10 protein-coding genes and 1 pseudogene are annotated in these 17,653 nt (G+C 72.9%); 5 read left to right on the top strand and 6 right to left on the bottom strand.

Annotation, left to right across the window (positions count from 1 at the left end):
* The first annotated feature begins 426 nt into the window (after positions 1 to 426).
* Positions 427 to 876 (top strand): PTS glucose transporter subunit IIA, encoded by a 450-nt coding sequence (locus ACH5A8_RS22680; RefSeq protein ID WP_399004608.1) that lies wholly within the window; start codon positions 427 to 429, stop codon positions 874 to 876.
* 77 nt (positions 877 to 953) lie between these two features.
* The gene (ptsP, locus tag ACH5A8_RS22675; RefSeq protein ID WP_399004606.1) at positions 954 to 2,624 is read left to right on the top strand and encodes a phosphoenolpyruvate--protein phosphotransferase; all 1,671 of its coding nucleotides are present in this window, start codon (positions 954 to 956) and stop codon (positions 2,622 to 2,624) included.
* A 72-nt stretch (positions 2,625 to 2,696) separates the two neighbouring features.
* On the opposite strand, the gene ACH5A8_RS22670 is transcribed toward ptsP, so the two are convergent.
* Together ACH5A8_RS22670 and ACH5A8_RS22665 are read right to left on the bottom strand one after the other, a co-directional pair.
* On the bottom strand, positions 2,697 to 3,590 hold the full coding sequence (locus tag ACH5A8_RS22670) for a hypothetical protein (RefSeq protein WP_399004649.1): 894 nt from the start codon (positions 3,588 to 3,590) through the stop codon (positions 2,697 to 2,699).
* Positions 3,591 to 3,629: 39 nt separating this feature from the next.
* Positions 3,630 to 4,838 (bottom strand): MFS transporter, encoded by a 1,209-nt coding sequence (locus ACH5A8_RS22665; protein WP_399004604.1) that lies wholly within the window; start codon positions 4,836 to 4,838, stop codon positions 3,630 to 3,632.
* 111 nt (positions 4,839 to 4,949) lie between these two features.
* Between ACH5A8_RS22665 and ACH5A8_RS22660 the strand changes: the two genes are divergently transcribed.
* Complete coding sequence (locus ACH5A8_RS22660; protein ID WP_399004602.1) at positions 4,950 to 6,269, top strand: aminotransferase class I/II-fold pyridoxal phosphate-dependent enzyme; 1,320 nt, start codon at positions 4,950 to 4,952, stop codon at positions 6,267 to 6,269.
* Between the two features lie 9 nt (positions 6,270 to 6,278).
* On the opposite strand, the gene ACH5A8_RS22655 is transcribed toward ACH5A8_RS22660, so the two are convergent.
* A complete protein-coding gene (locus tag ACH5A8_RS22655; protein ID WP_399004600.1) occupies positions 6,279 to 8,246 on the bottom strand; it encodes an acetoacetate--CoA ligase in 1,968 nt (655 codons plus the stop codon).
* A 213-nt stretch (positions 8,247 to 8,459) separates the two neighbouring features.
* On the opposite strand from ACH5A8_RS22655, the gene ACH5A8_RS22650 reads away from it, so the two are divergent.
* The gene (locus ACH5A8_RS22650; protein WP_399004598.1) at positions 8,460 to 10,826 is read left to right on the top strand and encodes a glycoside hydrolase family 31 protein; all 2,367 of its coding nucleotides are present in this window, start codon (positions 8,460 to 8,462) and stop codon (positions 10,824 to 10,826) included.
* A gap of 30 nt (positions 10,827 to 10,856) precedes the next feature.
* On the opposite strand, the gene ACH5A8_RS22645 is transcribed toward ACH5A8_RS22650, so the two are convergent.
* Positions 10,857 to 11,393 carry an NUDIX domain-containing protein gene (locus ACH5A8_RS22645; protein ID WP_399004596.1) on the bottom strand — a complete coding sequence of 179 codons (537 nt, stop codon included), beginning with the start codon at positions 11,391 to 11,393 and terminating at the stop codon, positions 10,857 to 10,859.
* 362 nt (positions 11,394 to 11,755) lie between these two features.
* Between ACH5A8_RS22645 and glpK the strand changes: the two genes are divergently transcribed.
* Positions 11,756 to 13,276 (top strand): glycerol kinase GlpK, encoded by a 1,521-nt coding sequence (gene glpK / locus ACH5A8_RS22640; protein ID WP_399004594.1) that lies wholly within the window; start codon positions 11,756 to 11,758, stop codon positions 13,274 to 13,276.
* 134 nt (positions 13,277 to 13,410) lie between these two features.
* On the opposite strand, the gene ACH5A8_RS22635 is transcribed toward glpK, so the two are convergent.
* Both ACH5A8_RS22635 and ACH5A8_RS22630 read right to left on the bottom strand, forming a co-directional pair.
* Positions 13,411 to 14,016 (bottom strand): GTP-binding protein, encoded by a 606-nt coding sequence (locus ACH5A8_RS22635; RefSeq protein ID WP_399004592.1) that lies wholly within the window; start codon positions 14,014 to 14,016, stop codon positions 13,411 to 13,413.
* A pseudogene (locus tag ACH5A8_RS22630) lies at positions 13,997 to 17,633 on the bottom strand (hydantoinase B/oxoprolinase family protein). Before ACH5A8_RS22630 ends, ACH5A8_RS22635 begins: the two are co-directional and overlap by 20 nt.
* Between the last annotated feature and the right edge of the window lie 20 nt (positions 17,634 to 17,653).

Raw genomic sequence — 17,653 nt, 5'->3', positions numbered from 1 at the left:
GGCGTTGACTTTTGGCACGCTGTTGAGTTCTCAAGGAACGGACGCTTCCTTTGTACTCACCCTCTCGGGCTTTCCTCCGGGCGCTTCCCTTCGGTGATCCAAACTCTATCAGGCTTTTCCGGTCTCTCTGACCACCGTCCCGCAGACATGCGGAAGGTGATCCCGAGATAGGATCTGATCTGACAAGTTGGGTGCTGCCAGGTGAGCACACTTGATCGCGTCGCTCGCCCCCAGCAGGTCTACGACTGTACAGGGGTCGGCCGAGCGGGTGCAAATCCATTGGATTGGTGGTCTAGACCACTAACCGGAGCTGTCGTAAGCTCTCGCCCGGAACCGGTACTTACCGTGACATACCCTGCTGCACAGTGCGGCCGTCCAGGACAAGCAGGGACGGCCCATCGAATCTCCACCCCTGGGAGGCTTCCCATGACCACCGTGACGTCCCCGCTCGCCGGACGCGCCATCGGACTGGCCGGCGTGCCGGACCCCGTCTTCTCCGGCGCCATGGTCGGCCCTGGCACCGCGATCGACCCCGTGCGTGAGCCGTCCGAGGCGGTGGCTCCGGTGGACGGCGTCATCGTCTCGCTGCACCCGCATGCCTTCGTCGTCGTCGACGAACAGGGGCACGGCGTACTCACCCACCTCGGCATCGACACCGTTCAGCTCAACGGCGAGGGCTTCGAGCTGCTCGTGAACAAGGGCGACACGGTGACGCGCGGCCAGGCCGTGGTGCGCTGGGACCCCGCCGCCGTCGAGGCCGCCGGCAAGTCCCCCGTCTGCCCCGTCGTGGCCCTGGAGGCCACCGCCGAGTCGCTCTCCGAGCTCCGCGACAGCGGTGACGTGAAGACCGGCGACAGTCTCTTCACCTGGAAGTGACACCGCGCCGTGCCGGGCACGGCGACCAGAACAACCACCGCGGTGGCCCAGCCGCCGCACTACCGGAGACGGGTGAGATGGAGACAACGCTGCGAGGCGTCGGTGTGAGCCACGGCGTGGCCATCGGCGAGGTTCGGCACATGGGCACGGCGGTCCTGGAGCCGCCCGCCAAGCAGATACCGGCACAGGAGGCGGAGCGCGAACAGGGGCGTGCCCGCCAGGCTGTGGAAGCTGTGGCGGCCGACCTGACCGCCCGCGGCAACCTGGCGGGAGGCGAGGCCCAGGCGGTGCTCGAGGCCCAGGCCCTGATGGCTCAGGACCCCGAGCTGATCGCCGACGTGGACCGGCGCATCGCCGTCGGCAGCACCGCGGAACGCGCCGTCTACGACGCCTTCGCCGCCTACCGGGACCTGCTCGCCGGCGCCGGTGAGTACCTCGCGGGCCGCGTGGCCGACCTCGACGACGTGCGCAACCGGATCGTCGCGCGCCTGCTCGGCGTGCCTATGCCAGGTGTGCCGGACAGCGAGGAGCCCTACGTCCTGGTCGCCCGTGACCTCGCACCCGCCGACACGGCGCTGCTCGACCCGACGCTGGTCCTGGGTTTCGTGACCGAGGAGGGCGGGCCGACGAGCCACAGCGCGATCCTGGCGCGGGCGCTCGGCGTGCCGGCCGTCGTGGCCCTTCCCGGCGCCGGTGAACTGGCCGAGGGCACGGTTATCGCGGTGGACGGCAGCAGCGGCGAGATCTTCGTGAACCCCAGTGACGAGAAGAAGGCGCAGCTGGAGGCCGCGGCCGCCGAGCGCAAGGCCGCACTGGCCGCCTCGACGGGGCCGGGTGCCACCTCCGACGGTCACAGGGTGCCGCTGCTCGCCAACATCGGCGGTCCCGCCGACGTGGCGGCGGCGGTCGAGGCCGGCGCCGAGGGCGTGGGGCTGTTCCGGACCGAGTTCCTCTTCCTGGACGACGACAAGAGGGCGCCGTCCGAGGAGAAGCAGGTCGAGGCCTACCGGCAGGTGCTGGAGGCCTTCCCCGAGGGCCGTGTCGTGGTGCGCGTGCTGGACGCGGGTGCGGACAAGCCGCTCGAGTTCCTGACGCCGGCCGACGAGCCGAACCCCGCCCTCGGTGTGCGCGGCCTGCGCACGCTGCTCGACCACCCCGAGGTGCTGCGCACGCAGCTGACGGCGCTCGCCACGGCCGCCGAGGGGCTGCCGGTGCACCTCGAGGTCATGGCTCCGATGGTGGCGGACCGGGCGGACGCCAAGGCGTTCGCGGACGCCTGCCGTGCGGCGGGGCTGCGGGCGAAGTTCGGCGCGATGGTCGAGATCCCCTCGGCGGCGCTGCGAGCGCGCTCGGTGCTCCAGGAGGTCGAGTTCCTCTCGCTGGGGACCAACGACCTCGCGCAGTACACCTTCGCCGCCGACCGGCAGGTGGGTGCGGTGTCCCGGCTGCAGGACCCGTGGCAGCCCGCGCTGCTCGACCTGGTCGCGATGGCCGCCGAGGCGGCCGGGGCCGAGGGCAAGAGCTGCGGTGTCTGCGGTGAGGCCGCCTCCGACCCGCTGCTCGCGTGTGTGCTGACCGGTCTGGGTGTCACCTCCCTGTCGATGGGTGCGGCGTCGCTGCCCTACGTCCGGGCGACGCTGGCGAAGTACACGCTCGCGCAGTGCGAACGTGCCGCGGCGGCGGCTCGTGCGGCGGACAGCGCCGAGGAGGCGCGGCAAGCCGCTCAGGCGGTGCTGTCCGGCGAGTGACCGGACCGCCGGCCGCTCTCCGGCCGGTTCGTCAGGGGCGCCCCACCTGCCGGTGGGGCGCCCCTGGCGTGTTCAGTGGTGGTGCCGCGGGGCCGGTCCGTCCTCGCCGAGGTCGGGCGGCACGCAGTAGTCGACGCCGGACTCCGGGGCGACGAGGTCGCCGGATTCGACGTCGGTGCAGTAGGCGTCGAAGACCTCGCCCGCGGTGAGGGGTTCCAGGCCGTCGCCGCGCAGGCGCCAGCCGTAGATCCGGTCCGGGACTCCGGCGGCGCTGGTGCGCATGACGAGTCCGCCCGGGCTGCGGGTGGCGATGCCGAGGGCGAGGACCGTGGTGAATTCGAGGGCTTCCGCCTCGTCCAGCCGGGTGGCGCCGTTCTCCTCGTCGTCTGCGTGGAGGACGGCGACGAGTGTCTCCGGTGTGGTCGAGGCGCTGCACACCAGGTGGCGGTCCCCGGGGGGTGCCGTGTCGAGGACGCGGGCGACCAGTGCGGCGGCCCGTGCGAAGGCGGCCCGGCCGATGTCCTCGCCGCAGGACGCGCAGGGGCCGAGGCGGGAGAGGAGGGTGGAGGCGTACTCCCAGGTGGCCTGACGGACGGCTTCGTCGACGAGGTCGGGGACGAGTTCGGCGAGGGCCCGGCCGTCGTAGGGGAGGTTCGGCCCGGTGGCCGCGAGTTCGGCGGTGTAGCGGGCGCGGCTCGCGGGGGCGTCGGGGTCCAGGCCGACGTCCGCGCAGTACGCGGCGTACTCCTCGGGGTCGAAGAGGGCGAGCGTGGTGTGGCCGCCCTCCGCGGCCCTGGTCCTGAGGAGCGCCTCGACCTGCCGGAGGTAGGTGGTGTGGTCGTCGAAGGTGAAGCTGCGGTAGCGCCGCATGGCGCGGAAGTCGTGTTCGTCGGTGAGCAGGCCGATGGTGCCGGCGATCTCCCGGCGCAGGACGCTTCGCATCGTGTGGTCGTCGGTGTGCGCCATGTTCTCCCCCATGTCGTTCTCCCCTGTGCGCAGGGTCGGTCAGTGCTCACTCAAAGTAATCGGAGGCACTGACAACGAGGGCTGGGCGAGGCGGGAGCGGACGGTGCGGTGCTGGACGAGGCAGGTCAGGGCGATGCCGGCGCCGAAGACGGTCCAGCCGGCGGGGCCGGCGGCGATGGCCGCTGTGACCGCCAGCGGGCCGATGCCGCGCTGTGCGGACTGGGCGAGGCCGTGCACGCCGAGGTAGGCGCCCTGCGCGGTGTCGGGGGCGAGGGCGACGGAGAGTTCCCAGGAGACGGTGGAGTGGACCATCTCGGCCAGGGTGAAGGAGACGGCCGCGGCGATGAGGAACGCGGTGGCCGTGAGGGTGCCGCCGGTCGCCGAGAGAGCCATCGTCAGGCCGCCGAGGGCGTAGGCGAGGGAGAGCGGGAGGAGCAGGCCGCCGGCTGCCGCGGTGGTCGCGCCGAATCGTGACACGGGGACCTGGAGGGCCACCACCATGACGTTGTTCAGCACCAGCAGCAGGGGCGCGAGGCCGTGGGGGACGTCGGCGGCGTGCGCGATCCACAGGGGCAGGCCGACTTTGAAGACGGCGTCGTCGAGGAAGAGGACGGTCTCCGTGGCGACGTAGCCGAGGTAGAGGCGGTCGCGCCAGGGGTTGGCCGGCCTGCCGGCGGGCGCCGGGGTGTGGGAGGCGGCGACGACGCGGGAGGGTGGGGCGGGCTCTCCGCAGCGCAAGGTGAGGAGGGCGACGCCGACGAAGGAGAGGGCGTCACCGAGGAGCAGCCATCGGTAGGCGCCGGCGGTGCCGAGTGTGAGTGCGGCGGCCGCGGCGAGGCCGCCGAGGGCCCAGCCGGCGTTGGCGACGGTGCGGTTGAGGGCTTGGTAGCGGACGCGGTCGGGGCCTGCGACGCGGGTGGCGTAGAGCTTGGTGAGGACGTTCGCGGCGCGTTCACCGAGGCTGCCGAGGGCGGAGAAGGCGAGCAGCAGCGCGTAGTCGTCGGTGGTGAGGAGTCCGAGGGAGGCGACGGCGCGCAGGAGTTGGAGGACGACCAGGACCCGGGTGAGGGGGAAGCGGTCGGCGATGCGGCCGCCGATGGGGGCGCCGGCGATTCCGGCCGCTCCGGCGAGGGCGGCGAGGGTGCCGATCTGGGCGATGGTGAGGCCGGAGACGTAGGTGAAGTAGAGGACGGAGACGGAGGCCCACAGTCCGCTGCCGGTGCGGTCCACCAGGGCGACGGCGAGCATTCTGCGGCCGTCCTGTCCCCCGGGTATGCGTGCCGTCCGTGTCCGTGCGCGGCGGGTGGTCCCCACTGCTCCCCCTTGCGTGAAGTTATGTACTGGTACATACTTACTAACGTGGCAACACAATATGGGATCAGCGGTACGACGGCCAAGGCGATTTCCGCGTCGGTGGAGCGTGGCGTGGCGGAGGGCGGACTGGCGCCGGGCGCGGCGCTGCCGCCGGTGCGCCGGCTCGCGGACGAGCTGGGGGTGAGTCCGGGGACGGTCGCCACCGCGTACAAGGAGCTGCGCTCGCGGGGCATCGTGGTCACCCGCGGCCGGGGCGGGACCGTGGTGGCGCCGGCCCCCGCCGTCGCGTCGCGCCGTCCCCCGAAGGTCCCCGCGGGACTGCGGGACCTGGCCGGTGGTCACCCGGACCCGGCGTTCCTGCCGGGCCTGGTGCCGCCGTCGCGGCTCTCCCCCGCCGCCCGCTCGCACCGGTCCACGCCGCGGCTGGCGCGGCTGGAGGATGCCGTGCGCGACTGGCTGCGGCCCGACGGGGTGCCGGTGGAGCACGTGACGTTCGCGCACGGCGCGCTGGATCTCATCGGCCGGCTCCTGTCCGTGGAGCTGCGGCCCGGTGACGCGGTGGCGATGGAGGATCCCGGCTACCACCATCTGCTGGACCTGGTGACCGCACTGGGGCTGCGCGCCGTGCCGGTGGCGGTGGACGACGCGGGGATGCGCCCGGAGGCCCTGCGCGCGGCCCTGCGCGCGGGTGCGCGGGCGGTGGTGTACAGCCCGCGCGCGCAGAACCCCTACGGCGGGTGCTTCTCGGCGCAGCGCCGTGACGCGCTGGCCGGTGTCCTGCGCCAGGAGCCGGACGTGCTGGTCGTGGAGAACGACCACGCCTCGGCCGTGGCGGACGTCCCGCTGCACACCCTGACGGCCGACGGTCCGGCGCGCTGGGTGCACGTGCGGACGGTGAGCAAGTTCCTGGGGGCCGACCTGCGCTGGGCGGCGGCGGCCTGCGACGCCGTCACCCTCGCCCGGCACGACGGGCGGTTGCTGCTGACGTCCGGATGGGTCAGCCATCTCCTCCAGGAGACGGTCCACGGGCTGCTGGTGGACGACGGCACGCGCGCGCTGGTGTGCCGCGCGCGCGAGGTGTACGCCGCACGCCGCGACTCCCTGCTCGGGGAGTTGGGGGCGAGGGGGCTGGCCGCGCACGGGGCGAGCGGGATGAACGTGTGGGCGCCGGTGGCGGACGAGTCCGCCGTGGTGAACGGGTTGCGGTCACACGGCTGGTGGGTCGCGGCGGGGGCCAGGTTCCGGCTGTCGGCCGGGCCGGGCGTGCGGATCTCGGTCGCCGAGCTGGAACCGGCCGACGCCGCGAGGCTGGCCTCGGACTTCGCCGCCGTGCTGGGCGAGTCCGAGGCCACCTACGGCGGCTGACCGGGTCCGTCAGGCGCGTTCGCGAGCCAGGTCCTCGTAGAAGCGCAGGAGGCCGAGGTCGTCGATGGAGCCCGGGTTGACGGCCTTCTCCAGGGGGGTGCCCTGGAGAAGGCGCTTGACCGGGACCTCGATGCGCTTGCCGGTCAGGGTGTGCGGGATGCCGGGGACCTCGATGATCTCGTCGGGGACGTGTCGAGGTGAGAGCTGTTCGCGGATGGTCCGTTTGACGCGGTCCAGGAGGGCGTCGTCGAGGACGGCCCCCGGGGCGAGGTGGACGAAGAGGGGCATCCAGTAGCCGCCATCGGGCTGTTCGACGCCGATGACGAGGGATTCCTTGATCTCGGGCAGCCGTTCGACGGCTTCGTAGATGTCGGCGGACCCCATGCGTACGCCCTGGCGGTTGAGCGTGGAGTCGGAGCGGCCGTGGATGATCACCGAGCCGCGTGAGGTGAGGGTGATCCAGTCGCCGTGCCGCCAGACGCCGGGGTACATGGCGAAGTAGCTGTCGTGGTAGCGGCTGCCGTCAGGGTCGTTCCAGAAGTGGATCGGCATGGACGGCATGGGGTTGGTGACCACCAGCTCGCCGACCTCGTCGACCAGCGGGGCGCCGCTCGGGTCCCAGGACCGCAGGTCGGTGCCGAGGGAGGGGGCCTGGAGTTCGCCGATGTACACCGGGAGCGTGGGCACGGCGCCCGCGAAGCAGGAGCAGACGTCGGTGCCGCCGCTGACGGAGGCGATCCACACGCCGTCGCCGACCTCGTCGTGCAGCCAGCGGAAGCCGTCGGGCGGCAGCGGGGAGCCGGTGGTGGCGACGCAGCGCACCGTGGACAGGTCGAAGTCGCGGGAGGGGTGCACCTCCGCCTTGCGGCAGGCCATGACGTACGCGGCGGAGGTGCCGAAGAGGGTGGCCCCGGTCCGCTCGGCGACCCGCCACTGGGCGCCGGTGTCGGGGTGGCCCGGGCTGCCGTCGTACAGGACGATCGTCGTGCCGGTCAGCAGTCCGGAGACGAGGAAGTTCCACATCATCCAGCCGGTCGACGTGTACCAGAAGAAGCGGTCGTCCGGGCCGAGGTCGCAGTGCAGGCCGAGCTGCTTGAGGTGCTCGACCAGGATGCCGCCCTGGGACTGCACGATCGCCTTGGGCAGGCCGGTGGTGCCGGACGAGTACAGCACCCACAGGGGGTGGTCGAACGGCACCTGCTCGAAGACGGGCGCCACCTCGGCGGAGGTCAGGGAGGACCACTCCAGGACGCCCTCCGGGGCCGGGGTGCCGAGGAGCGGGACGTGGACGACGGCGCGCAGGGTGGGCAGCTCGCGGCGCAGCTCGGCGACGACGTCGCGGCGGTCGTGTTCCTTGCCGCCGTAGCGGTAGCCGTCGACGGTGAACAGCACGACCGGTTCGACCTGCTGGAAGCGGTCCAGGACGCTGCGGGCGCCGAAGTCGGGCGCGCAGGACGTCCAGACGGCGCCGACGGCTGCCGTGGCCAGGAGGGCGACGACGGCCTGGGGGACGTTCGGCAGGTAGCCGCTGACCCGGTCCCCGGGCCGCACTCCCAGGGCCCGCAGTTCGGCGGCCAGGGAGCCGACCTGGCGGCGCAGCTCGGACCAGGTCACGGGGCGCGGTTCATGGGTCTCGTCGACGTGCAGGAGGGCGGGTTCGTCCGCGCGGGCGTCGGCCGCGCGCAGTGCGTGTTCGGCGTAGTTCAGGGTCGCGCCCGGGAACCACTGGGCCCCGGGCATCGAGCGGTCGCCCAGCACGCGCGCGCTCGGGGTGGAGAAGCGGACGTCGAACCACTCCGTGACGGCCTTCCAGAAGCTGTCCAGCTGGTCGACGGACCAGCGGTGCAGGGCCGCGTACCCGCCCTCGGCGGGCGCTCCGTGGCGCTCGGCCGCCCAGGTCTGGAACTTCGTGATCTGTGCCTGGCCGATCCGCTGCGGATCGGGCTGCCAGAGCGGCTGGGGATTCACGGTCGACATGGGCGGCTCCCGGACTGTGCGCGTCGTGTGCGTCGGTCCGCGCACGTGCTGGGGTGTGCGCGTGACGCGGCTGACAGGGACGATGCCATGTGATCGACTCGCGCACCAGGGTCCACCTCACACGGTCCGTGTCGTGAAGATGTGGTCCGGGCTCCGGTGAACGACAGTTGAACGACGCCCGCGGGGCGAGCGGTCGGTGGCAGGGTGAGCGGCATGGAAGGTCGTGACCTGGTGCGTTCGGTGAAGGCGGTCGGCTCGGTGGGAGCGGCCCAGGGGATGCGCACCGTGCGGGCCGCCTGGCGCAGGCGGCGCGCCGACGCCAGGGGGCTGCCGCGGCGTGGCGCGGAGCGCGCTCGGGTGCCCGGCGTGGTCCGGGACGTGGAGCCCCTGCCCGGGGGCGGGGTCCTGCGGTTCAGCCGGTCGCGGCTGCGTGTCCTGGTCGCCGTGGGGGGCGCCGTGTTCTGGGGCTGGGACGGGGCCGGTCCCGAGCCGTCGTACGCCCTCGCCGGGCCCTGCCCGCAGCCGGACCCGCGAGCCGTGCTGGAGCCGGACAAGGAGGGCGGCTGGCGGGTGGTGGCCGAGCGGGTCACTGTCACCGTGTCACGGCACGGCGCCGTCCAGGTGTGCACGCCCGGAGGAGTGCCGCTGCGCCGCGACCTGCCACCGCGGTGGTGGGAGCCGGCCGACGGCGGCCCCGCGCGCTGGAGGCAGTGCTCCGAGGTGGCGGCCGACGCACGGTTTTTCGGGCTCGGCGGACGGCCGTCGGGGCCACGGCTGCGCGACGGCACCTACCGTCTGTGGAACACCGATCCCGGTCGCGCGTTCGGCCCCGACACGGACCCGTTGTACATCACCATGCCGGTGCAGGTGGTCGTCGCCGACGCGGGCACGCATCTGGTGTTCCACGACAACTCGTGGGACGGCACGGTCACGCTGCGGGAGGGCGCGGAGGGCGCCGGCTCCGGCCATGACAGAGCGGGGACGAGCGAGCTGCGGATGGACGGCGGCCCGCTGCGCTGCTGGGTCGTCGCCGGCACCCCCGCGCGCGTGGCGCACGCCTGGGCCTCGCTCACCGGTGCGCCGGCGGTGCCGCCCGCGTGGGCCCTCGGCCACCATCACGCCCGCTGGGGCTTCGGCTCCGAGCAGGAGGTGCGGCGGATCGTCGCGGGCTACCAGGAGCACGGACTGCCCCTGGACGCGGTGCACCTCGACATCGACCACTTCGACGCCCACCAGGTGTTCACCGTCGACCACGACCGTTTTCCGAAGCTGCCCGTCCTGGCCGAGGAGCTGCGCCGGGACGGGATCCGGCTGGTGTCGATCGTCGACCCCGCGGTGCGGGCGGCGCCGGGCAACGCCGTGTACGAGGCGGGCGCGGCCGAGGACGCCTTCGTGCGGGACGCCTCGGGCGCCGTGGTGCGGGGCGTGGTGTGGCCCGGGGAGACGGCCTTCCCGGACTTCACGCACCCCGGCGTGCGGCAGTGGTGGGGCGCGCTGTACAGGGAACGGCTCGCCCAGGGGTTCGCGGGCTTCTGGCACGACATGAACGAGCCGACCTCGTTCGCGGCCTTCGGCGAGACGACGCTGCCCCGCTCGGCGCGCCATGCCCTGGAGGGGCGGGACGGCGACCATCGCGAGGCGCACAACGTGTACGCGCTGTGCATGGCGCGGGCCGGGTACGAGGGGCTGCGCGAACTGGTACCCGAGGGACGTCCGTTCGTGTTCTCCCGTTCGGGGTGGGCCGGGATGCAGCGCTACGGCGGGACGTGGTCGGGAGACGTGGCCACCGGCTGGCCCGGGCTGCGGGCGTCGCTGTCGCTGGCGCTCGGACTGGGCCTGTGCGGGGTGCCCTACTCGGGGCCGGACGTCGGCGGGTTCGACGGCAGCCCGTCGCCGGAGCTGTATCTGCGCTGGTTCCAGCTGGCGGCGTACCTGCCGCTGTTCCGGACGCACGCGAGTCTGCGGGCGGGGCGCCGGGAGCCCTGGGAGTTCGGCGGGGAGGTGCTGCGGCACGCGCGCGCGGCACTCCTCGAACGCCGCCGTCTGCTGCCGTACTTCGTGACGCTGGCGCAGCTGGCGCGGCGTACGGGGGCGCCCTACGCGCGCCCGGTGTGGTGGTCCGCCCCGGAGGACCGCGCGCTGCGCGACTGCGAGGACGCCTTCCTGCTGGGCGACGGTCTGCTGGTGGCTCCGGTCCTGCACCCGGGGGCGGACCGGCGCACGGTGCGGCTGCCGCACGGCCGGTGGTACGACACCGCCACGGAACGGGCGTACGAGGGGCCGGGGCAGGTGCTCGTGGACGCGCCCCTGGGACGCGTCCCGGTCTTCGCGCGTGCGGGCGCCGTGATCCCCGTGCTGGGTGACCGGGGCGGGCTGGAGCTGGAGGTGTGGGCCCCGGCTCCCGGGCGTACCGGGGGCGGGCTGGTGGTCCCGGACCCCGGCGACGGATGGGCCGATGCGCGGATCGAGCGGTACACAGTGCGTCTTCGGGGCCGGCGGGTGGTGGTGGAGGGCGAGCGGGAGGACGGCGCGGACGTGCCCTCCCGCCCGGTGCGCGTGCGAGGACTGGGCGAGGGATGAGGTCGGAGGTACCGCGGGGCGGGGCCGGGGTCAGACGTACCGGCCCTCGAACCAGGCGCGTACGGCGAGGGTGTGCAGCGGGAAAGCGAGCTCCTCGGGCCGGCGCAGCAGGTGCCAGCCCTCCGTCTCGTCCGTGGCGGCGGACCGCGGCAGTGAGTCGGCCGGGCGCTCCGGCAGCAGGCCGAAGAGGAGCAGGTGGCCGTCGGGCGAGCTCATGGCGTCGATGAGCCGCACGTCGCGGCCGGCCGCGACGATCCCCGTCTCCTCCCGGAGCTCGCGGACCACGGCGTGCCGCCAGTCCTCCCGGTCGTCGATGTAGCCGCCCGGGAGCGCCGTTCCGCCGCGCGCGGGGGCGATGGTGCGGGTGATCACGACCAGGGCGGTGCCCCTGGTGTCGTACACGGGCTGGAGGGCCACCGCGACCGGCAGCGGGTTGCGGTAGGCCGCGGTCCCGCAGGCCGGGCAGGTGCGGGGCCAGCCGGAGACGCCCTCCACGTAGGGCGTTCCGCAGCTCGAACAGTGGGAGCCCGGCGCGGAGTCGGCGATCAGGTGCGGATTCTCGGACACGCGCGGACTGTATCCGATGAGACGACAAGCGTCCCGGCTCCATCCGCCGGACTCCCGCCGGCGGGCGTGTGCCGTGTGCGGCCGGCGGCGTCGACGGCCACCTTGACGCTCTCCGTGTCCGGGACAACACTTTCCGTGCCGCACCGCGTACGCGTCCGGCGCCGAGGGGCAGGAACGCGAGCGCCTCCGTCACGCGCCGGGCCCGGTCCACGTCGAGTGGACGCGCTCGTCGCCCATCCCGCACAGATTCATGTCAATGTGGGACAAAATGACACCAGTGAGAGCCGGAGACTCCGCTGACCGGAGGGGCGCGGGCGCCGACCGCGGCGCGGCCCTCCGGCCCTCGCCACCTAGGGGTAGCCATGACGGACAACGCCGAGAAGTACGTGGCCGCTATCGACCAGGGCACCACCTCGAGCCGCTGCATCGTCTTCGACCACAGCGGCTCGATCGTCGCGGTGGACCAGCGCGAGCACCGGCAGATCTTCCCCAAGCCCGGCTGGGTCGAGCACGACGCCACGGAGATCTGGTCGAAGACCCAGGCGGTGGTGGCGGGCGCGACGGCCAAGGCGGGGCTGCGCGCCGATCAGGTCAGCGCCCTCGGCATCACCAACCAGCGGGAGACGACGGTCCTGTGGGACCGGGCGACCGGCAAGCCCGTGCACAACGCGATCGTCTGGCAGGACACCCGCACCGCGGCACTGTGCAACGAACTGGGCGGCGACCAGGGGCAGGATCGTTTCCGCGAGCAGACCGGCCTGCCGCTGGCCAGCTACTTCTCCGGCCCGAAGGCCGCCTGGCTGCTGGACCACGTGCCCGGCCTGCGCGACCGCGCCGAGCGCGGCGAGATCGCCTTCGGCACGATCGACTCCTGGCTCATCTGGAACCTGACCGGCGGCACGAACGGCGGCCGGCACGTCACCGACGTCACCAACGCCGGCCGCACCATGCTGATGAACCTCCAGACCCTCCAGTGGGACCCGGCCATCCTGTCCGCGATGAACATCCCCGAGGCGGTCCTGCCCGAGATCCGCTCCTCCTCCGAGGTGTACGGGACCGCCGTGGGTCCCCTGGCCGGCGTGCCGGTGGCGTCGGCCCTGGGCGACCAGCAGGCGGCCGTTTTCGGGCAGGCCTGCTACGACGTGGGAGACGCCAAGAACACCTACGGCACGGGCAGCTTCCTGCTTCTGAACACCGGCAACCGGCCCGTGCCGTCGAAGAGCGGTCTGCTGACCACCATGGGTTACAAGATCGGCGACGAGGCGCCGGTCTACTGCCTGGAGGGAGCGATCGCGATCACGGGCGCGCTGGTGCAGTGGTTCCGCGACCAGCTCGGCATCATCCGCACCGCGGACGAGATCGAGTCTCTGGCGGCGAGCGTGGCGGACAACGGCGGCGCCTACATCGTGCCCGCCTTCTCCGGCCTGTTCGCCCCGTACTGGCGTTCGGACGCACGCGGGGTGGTCACCGGCCTGACCCGCTACGTCACCAAGGCGCACCTCGCGCGGGCCGTGCTGGAGGCGACCAGCTGGCAGACGCGCGAGGTGGTGGACGCGATGTACCAGGACTCGGGCGTGGAGCTGACGACCCTGAAGGTCGACGGCGGCATGACGAAGAACAACCTGCTCATGCAGCACCAGGCGGACGTGCTCGGCGTCCCGGTGATCCGCCCCCGGGTCTCCGAGACCACCTGCCTGGGCGCCGCCTACGCGGCCGGGCTCGCCACGGGCGTGTGGAACGACCTCGACGAGCTGAAGTCGCACTGGAAGAAGGACGCCGAGTGGACTCCGTCGATGGAACCGGCGGTCCGTGAGCGCGAGCACCACAACTGGCACAAGGCCGTGGAGAAGAGCTTCGGCTGGCTGGAGGACGGCGAGGACTAGACCGCGCGCACCGGCGATGTCCCCGCGCGGGTGCCGGTCGTGCGGCACGCGCGCGGGGACGTCGTTCGTCGCGCACGCGCGCGTGGACGCCGACCGGCGCGCGGGGGTGCGTGGGCGCCGTGCGGGCACGCGGGTCAGGTGGTGAGGGCGCGGCGGCGGTCCGCGGCGTACGCCATCGCGTGCTGGACGACGCCGATGAGGACCTCCTTCGCCGACTCGCGGTCACGGGCGTCGCACAGCGTCACCGGGACGTCGTCGTCGAGGTCGAGGGCGCGGCGGACGTCCTGCGCGGGGTGGCGGACGGCGCCCTCGAAGCAGTTGACGCCGACGAGGAACGGGATGCCGCGCCGCTCGAAGTAGTCGATCGCGGCGAAAGAGTCCTCCAGGCGGCGCGTGTCGGCCAGGACGACCGCGCCGAGCGCGCCCTCGGACAGTTCGTCCCACATGAACCAGAACCGTTCCTGCCCGGGGGTGCCGAAGAGGTACAGCACCAGGTCCTCGCGCAGTGTGATCCTGCCGAAGTCCATGGCCACGGTGGTGGTGTGCTTGCGCTCCACACCGCTGAGGTCGTCGACCGGACGGCCCGCCTCGGTGAGCAGTTCCTCGGTCCGCAGCGGTCTGATCTCGCTGACCGCGCCGACGAGGGTCGTCTTGCCCGCACCGAAACCGCCGGCCACCAGGATCTTGAGCGTGACGGGCTCGACCGGGGGCTTGCCGCGCTCAGAACGCCCGAAGATCATCGATCACTTCTCCTGCTCGAGGGGTGGGGCGGCGGTGGGCCGTAGCCTCCGCCACCGGGGGTTACGACGACGAGGACGTCGCCGGGGCCGACGTCCGCCGAGCCGCTGGAGCCGAGTTCGACGACCGTTCCGTCCGGACGCTCCACCCGGCCCGCGCCGAGGGCTCCGGGCCGACCTCCGGCCATGCCGTACGGCGGGATCCTGCGGTGCTGGGACAGCGTGGAGACGGTCATGGGCTCCAGGAACCGGATGCGGCGCACGGCACCGTCTCCGCCGGGCCACCGGCCGGCGCCTCCGCTGCCGCGCCGGATCGCGAACTCCTCCAGCCGCACGGGCAGCCGCCATTCGAGGACTTCCGGATCGGTGAGCCGGGAGTTGGTCATGTGGGTCTGTACGGCGCTCGCGCCGGGGAAGCCGTCGCCGGCGCCGGAACCGGAGGCGACGGTCTCGTAGTACTGGTGCCGTTCGTTGCCGAAGGTGACGTTGTTCATCGTGCCGGACCCCTCCGCCTGGACGCCGAGCGCCGCGTACAGGGCACCGGTGACGGCCTGTGAGGTCTCCACGTTGCCGGCGACGACGGCGGCCGGCGGTTCGGGGCTCAGCATCGAGCCGGCCGGGACGACGATCCGCAAGGGCCGCAGGCAGCCGTCGTTGAGCGGGATGTCGTCGGCGACCAGGGTGCGGAAGACGTACAGGACGGCGGCGTCGACGACGGAGCGGGGCGCGTTGAAGTTGGTGGCCTGCTGCGGTGAGGTGCCGGTGAAGTCGATCGTCGCCGACCGTCGCGCACGGTCCACCCGGAGCCGGACGCGGATGACGGCCCCCGAGTCGGTCTCGTAGGCGTACTCCCCGTCGTCCAGTGCGTCGATGACGCGGCGGACGGCCTCCTCGGCGTTGTCCTGGACGTGCCGCATGTAGGCCTGGACGACGTCGAGGCCGAACTCCTCGATCATGTGCCCGACTTCGTCGACGCCCTTCTGGTTGGCGGCGATCTGGGCGCGCAGGTCGGCGAGGTTGGTGTCCGGGGCGCGGGAGGGGCAGGGGCCCGAGGTCAGCAGGCGGCGGGTCTCGGTCTCGCGCAGACGCCCGTCCTCGGCGAGCAGCCAGTTGTCGAAGAGGACGCCTTCCTCGTCGATGGTGCGGCTCGCGGCGGGCATGGAGCCCGGGGCGATGCCGCCGATCTCGGCGTGGTGGCCGCGGGAGGCGACGTAGAAGAGGACGCGGTCACCGTCTGTGTCCCGCGGCCCGAACACCGGGGTGATGACGGTGACGTCGGGCAGGTGCGTGCCGCCGTGGTACGGGTCGTTGACCGCGTAGGTGTCGCCCGGCCGCATCCGGGGACCGCGGCGCCGGACGACCTCTTTGACGCCGGTGCCCATCGAACCCAGGTGGACGGGGATGTGCGGGGCGTTGGCCACCAGGTTTCCGTCCGGGTCGAACAGGGCGCAGGAGAAGTCGAGGCGTTCTTTGATGTTGACCGACTGCGCCGTGGACTGCAGCCGGGCGCCCATCTGTTCGGCGATGGACATGAAGAGGTTGTTGAAGACCTCGAGCAGAACCGGGTCCACTTCCGTGTCGGGTCGGGAACTCTCCGTGACCGCCGCCCGTTCCAGCACCAGATGCCCGTGGTCGGTGGCAGCGGCTCGCCAGCCCTCGTCGACGACGGTCGTCGCGCCGGACTCGGTGATGATCGCGGGTCCGGTGACGGTGCCGCCCGGGGGCAGGTCCTCACGGCGGTGGAGGGGTACGTCGCGCCAGGCACCGCCGGTGTGCAGCCGGACGGTCCGGGGCGCGGCGGTCCGTCCCGCGAGGGCGGACCGGTACGGGGCGAGGGCGGAGAGATCGGGGGGTTCGGTGACGCCGGTGGCTTCCACGGAGAGGGATTCGACGACGACGCGGCGGTCGAGCGTGAAGGAGTACGTGCGGCGATGAAGGTCTTCGAAGGCGCGCAGCATGACGTCGGGCTCGGTGAGCTCGACGGTGAGGGTGGTGTCCGTCCCGTCGTAGCGCAGTTGGGCGCGCCGGGTGACGCGGAGGCGCTGCTCGGGGACGCCCTCGCCGAGCAGTTCGGCGCGGGCGGCGGCTTCGAGGCCCGCGGCCGTCTCGCGGATGCCCGGCATGGCGGCGGGCTCCAGTGGCGCTTCGACGGACTGTTCGCGCATGGCCGTGGTGTCGGCGAGTCCGATGCCGAGCGCGGACAGGAGGCCCGCCATGGGCGGGACGAGGACGGTGCGGATACCGAGCGAGTCGGCGACCATGCAGGCGTGCTGTCCGCCCGCCCCGCCGAAGGTGGTGAGGGCGTAGCGGGTGACGTCGTGCCCCTTCTGCACGGAGATGCGCTTGACGGCGCTCGCGATGTGGGCGACGGCGATCCGGAGGTAGCCCTCGGCGACCTGCTCGGGTGTGCGGTCGTCGCCGGTCCGCTCACGGATGTCGCGGGCGAGCGCGGTGAACCGGTCGCGGACGAGTGCCTGATCGAGCGCCTGGTCGCCGCCGGGCCCGAAGACCTCGGGGAAGTGGGCCGGCTGGATGCGGCCGAGCATGACGTTGGCGTCGGTGACGGCGAGGGGGCCGCCGCCGCGGTAGCAGACCGGTCCCGGGTCGGCTCCGGCGGAGTCGGGGCCCACCCGGTAGCGGGAGCCGTCGAAGTGCAGCACGGAACCGCCGCCGGCGGCGACGGTGTGGATGTCGAGCATGGGGGCGCGCAGCCGGACGCCCGCGATCCGCGTGGTGAGGACCCGTTCGTAGGCGCCCGCGAAGTGGGAGACGTCGGTGGAGGTGCCGCCCATGTCGAAGCCGATGACCCGTTCGTACCCGGCGAGCCGGGACATGCGTGCCATGCCGACGATGCCGCCCGCGGGCCCGGACAGGATGGCGTCCTTGCCGCGGAACCGTCCTGCTGCGGTGAGCCCGCCGTTGGACTGCATGAACATCAGCCGTACGCCGTGCAGGGCGTCGGCGACGTGCCGGACGTAGCGGCGCAGTACGGGCGACAGGTAGGCGTCGACGACGGCGGTGTCCCCACGCGGGACGAGCCTCATCAGTGGGCTGACCTCGCTGGACAGCGAGATCTGGGGGAAGCCGATGCGTGCGGCCAGCTCGCCGACGGCGCGTTCGTGCGCCGGGTGCTGATGGCTGTGCAGGCAGACCACGGCGACGGCGCGGATCCCGTCGTCGTAGGCCTCCTGGAGGGGTCCGGCGAGGGAGTCCAGGTCGGGTGCGCGCAGGACGGCGCCGTCGGCGGCGACGCGCTCGTCGACCTCGACGACCCGTTCGTGCAGCAGTTCGGGCAGGTCGATGCGGCGGGCGAAGAGGTGCGGCCGGTCCTGGTAGGCGATGCGCAGGGCGTCGCCGAAGCCCCGGGTGATGACGAGGACGGTGCGCTCCCCGCGGCGTTCGAGCAGCGCGTTGGTGGCGACCGTGGTGCCCATGCGGACGGATTCGACGGGACCGGTCGAGCCGGCGAGGATCTCGCGCACGCCGGCGACCGCCGCGTCGGCGTACCGGGAGGGGTCGTCGGACAGGAGCTTGCGGGTGACCAGACCGCCGTCCGGGCGCCGCGCGACGATGTCGGTGAAGGTGCCGCCTCGGTCGACCCAGAACTGCCAGCCCGTCACGTCGCTACTCCGCTTCCACG

This window comes from Streptomyces sp. NPDC018610, from assembly GCF_044391765.1.
Taxonomy (GTDB): Bacteria; Actinomycetota; Actinomycetes; order Streptomycetales; family Streptomycetaceae; genus Streptomyces.
Note: the sequence above shows the minus strand (reverse complement) of the source record. Positions and strands in the feature narration are given on the sequence as shown.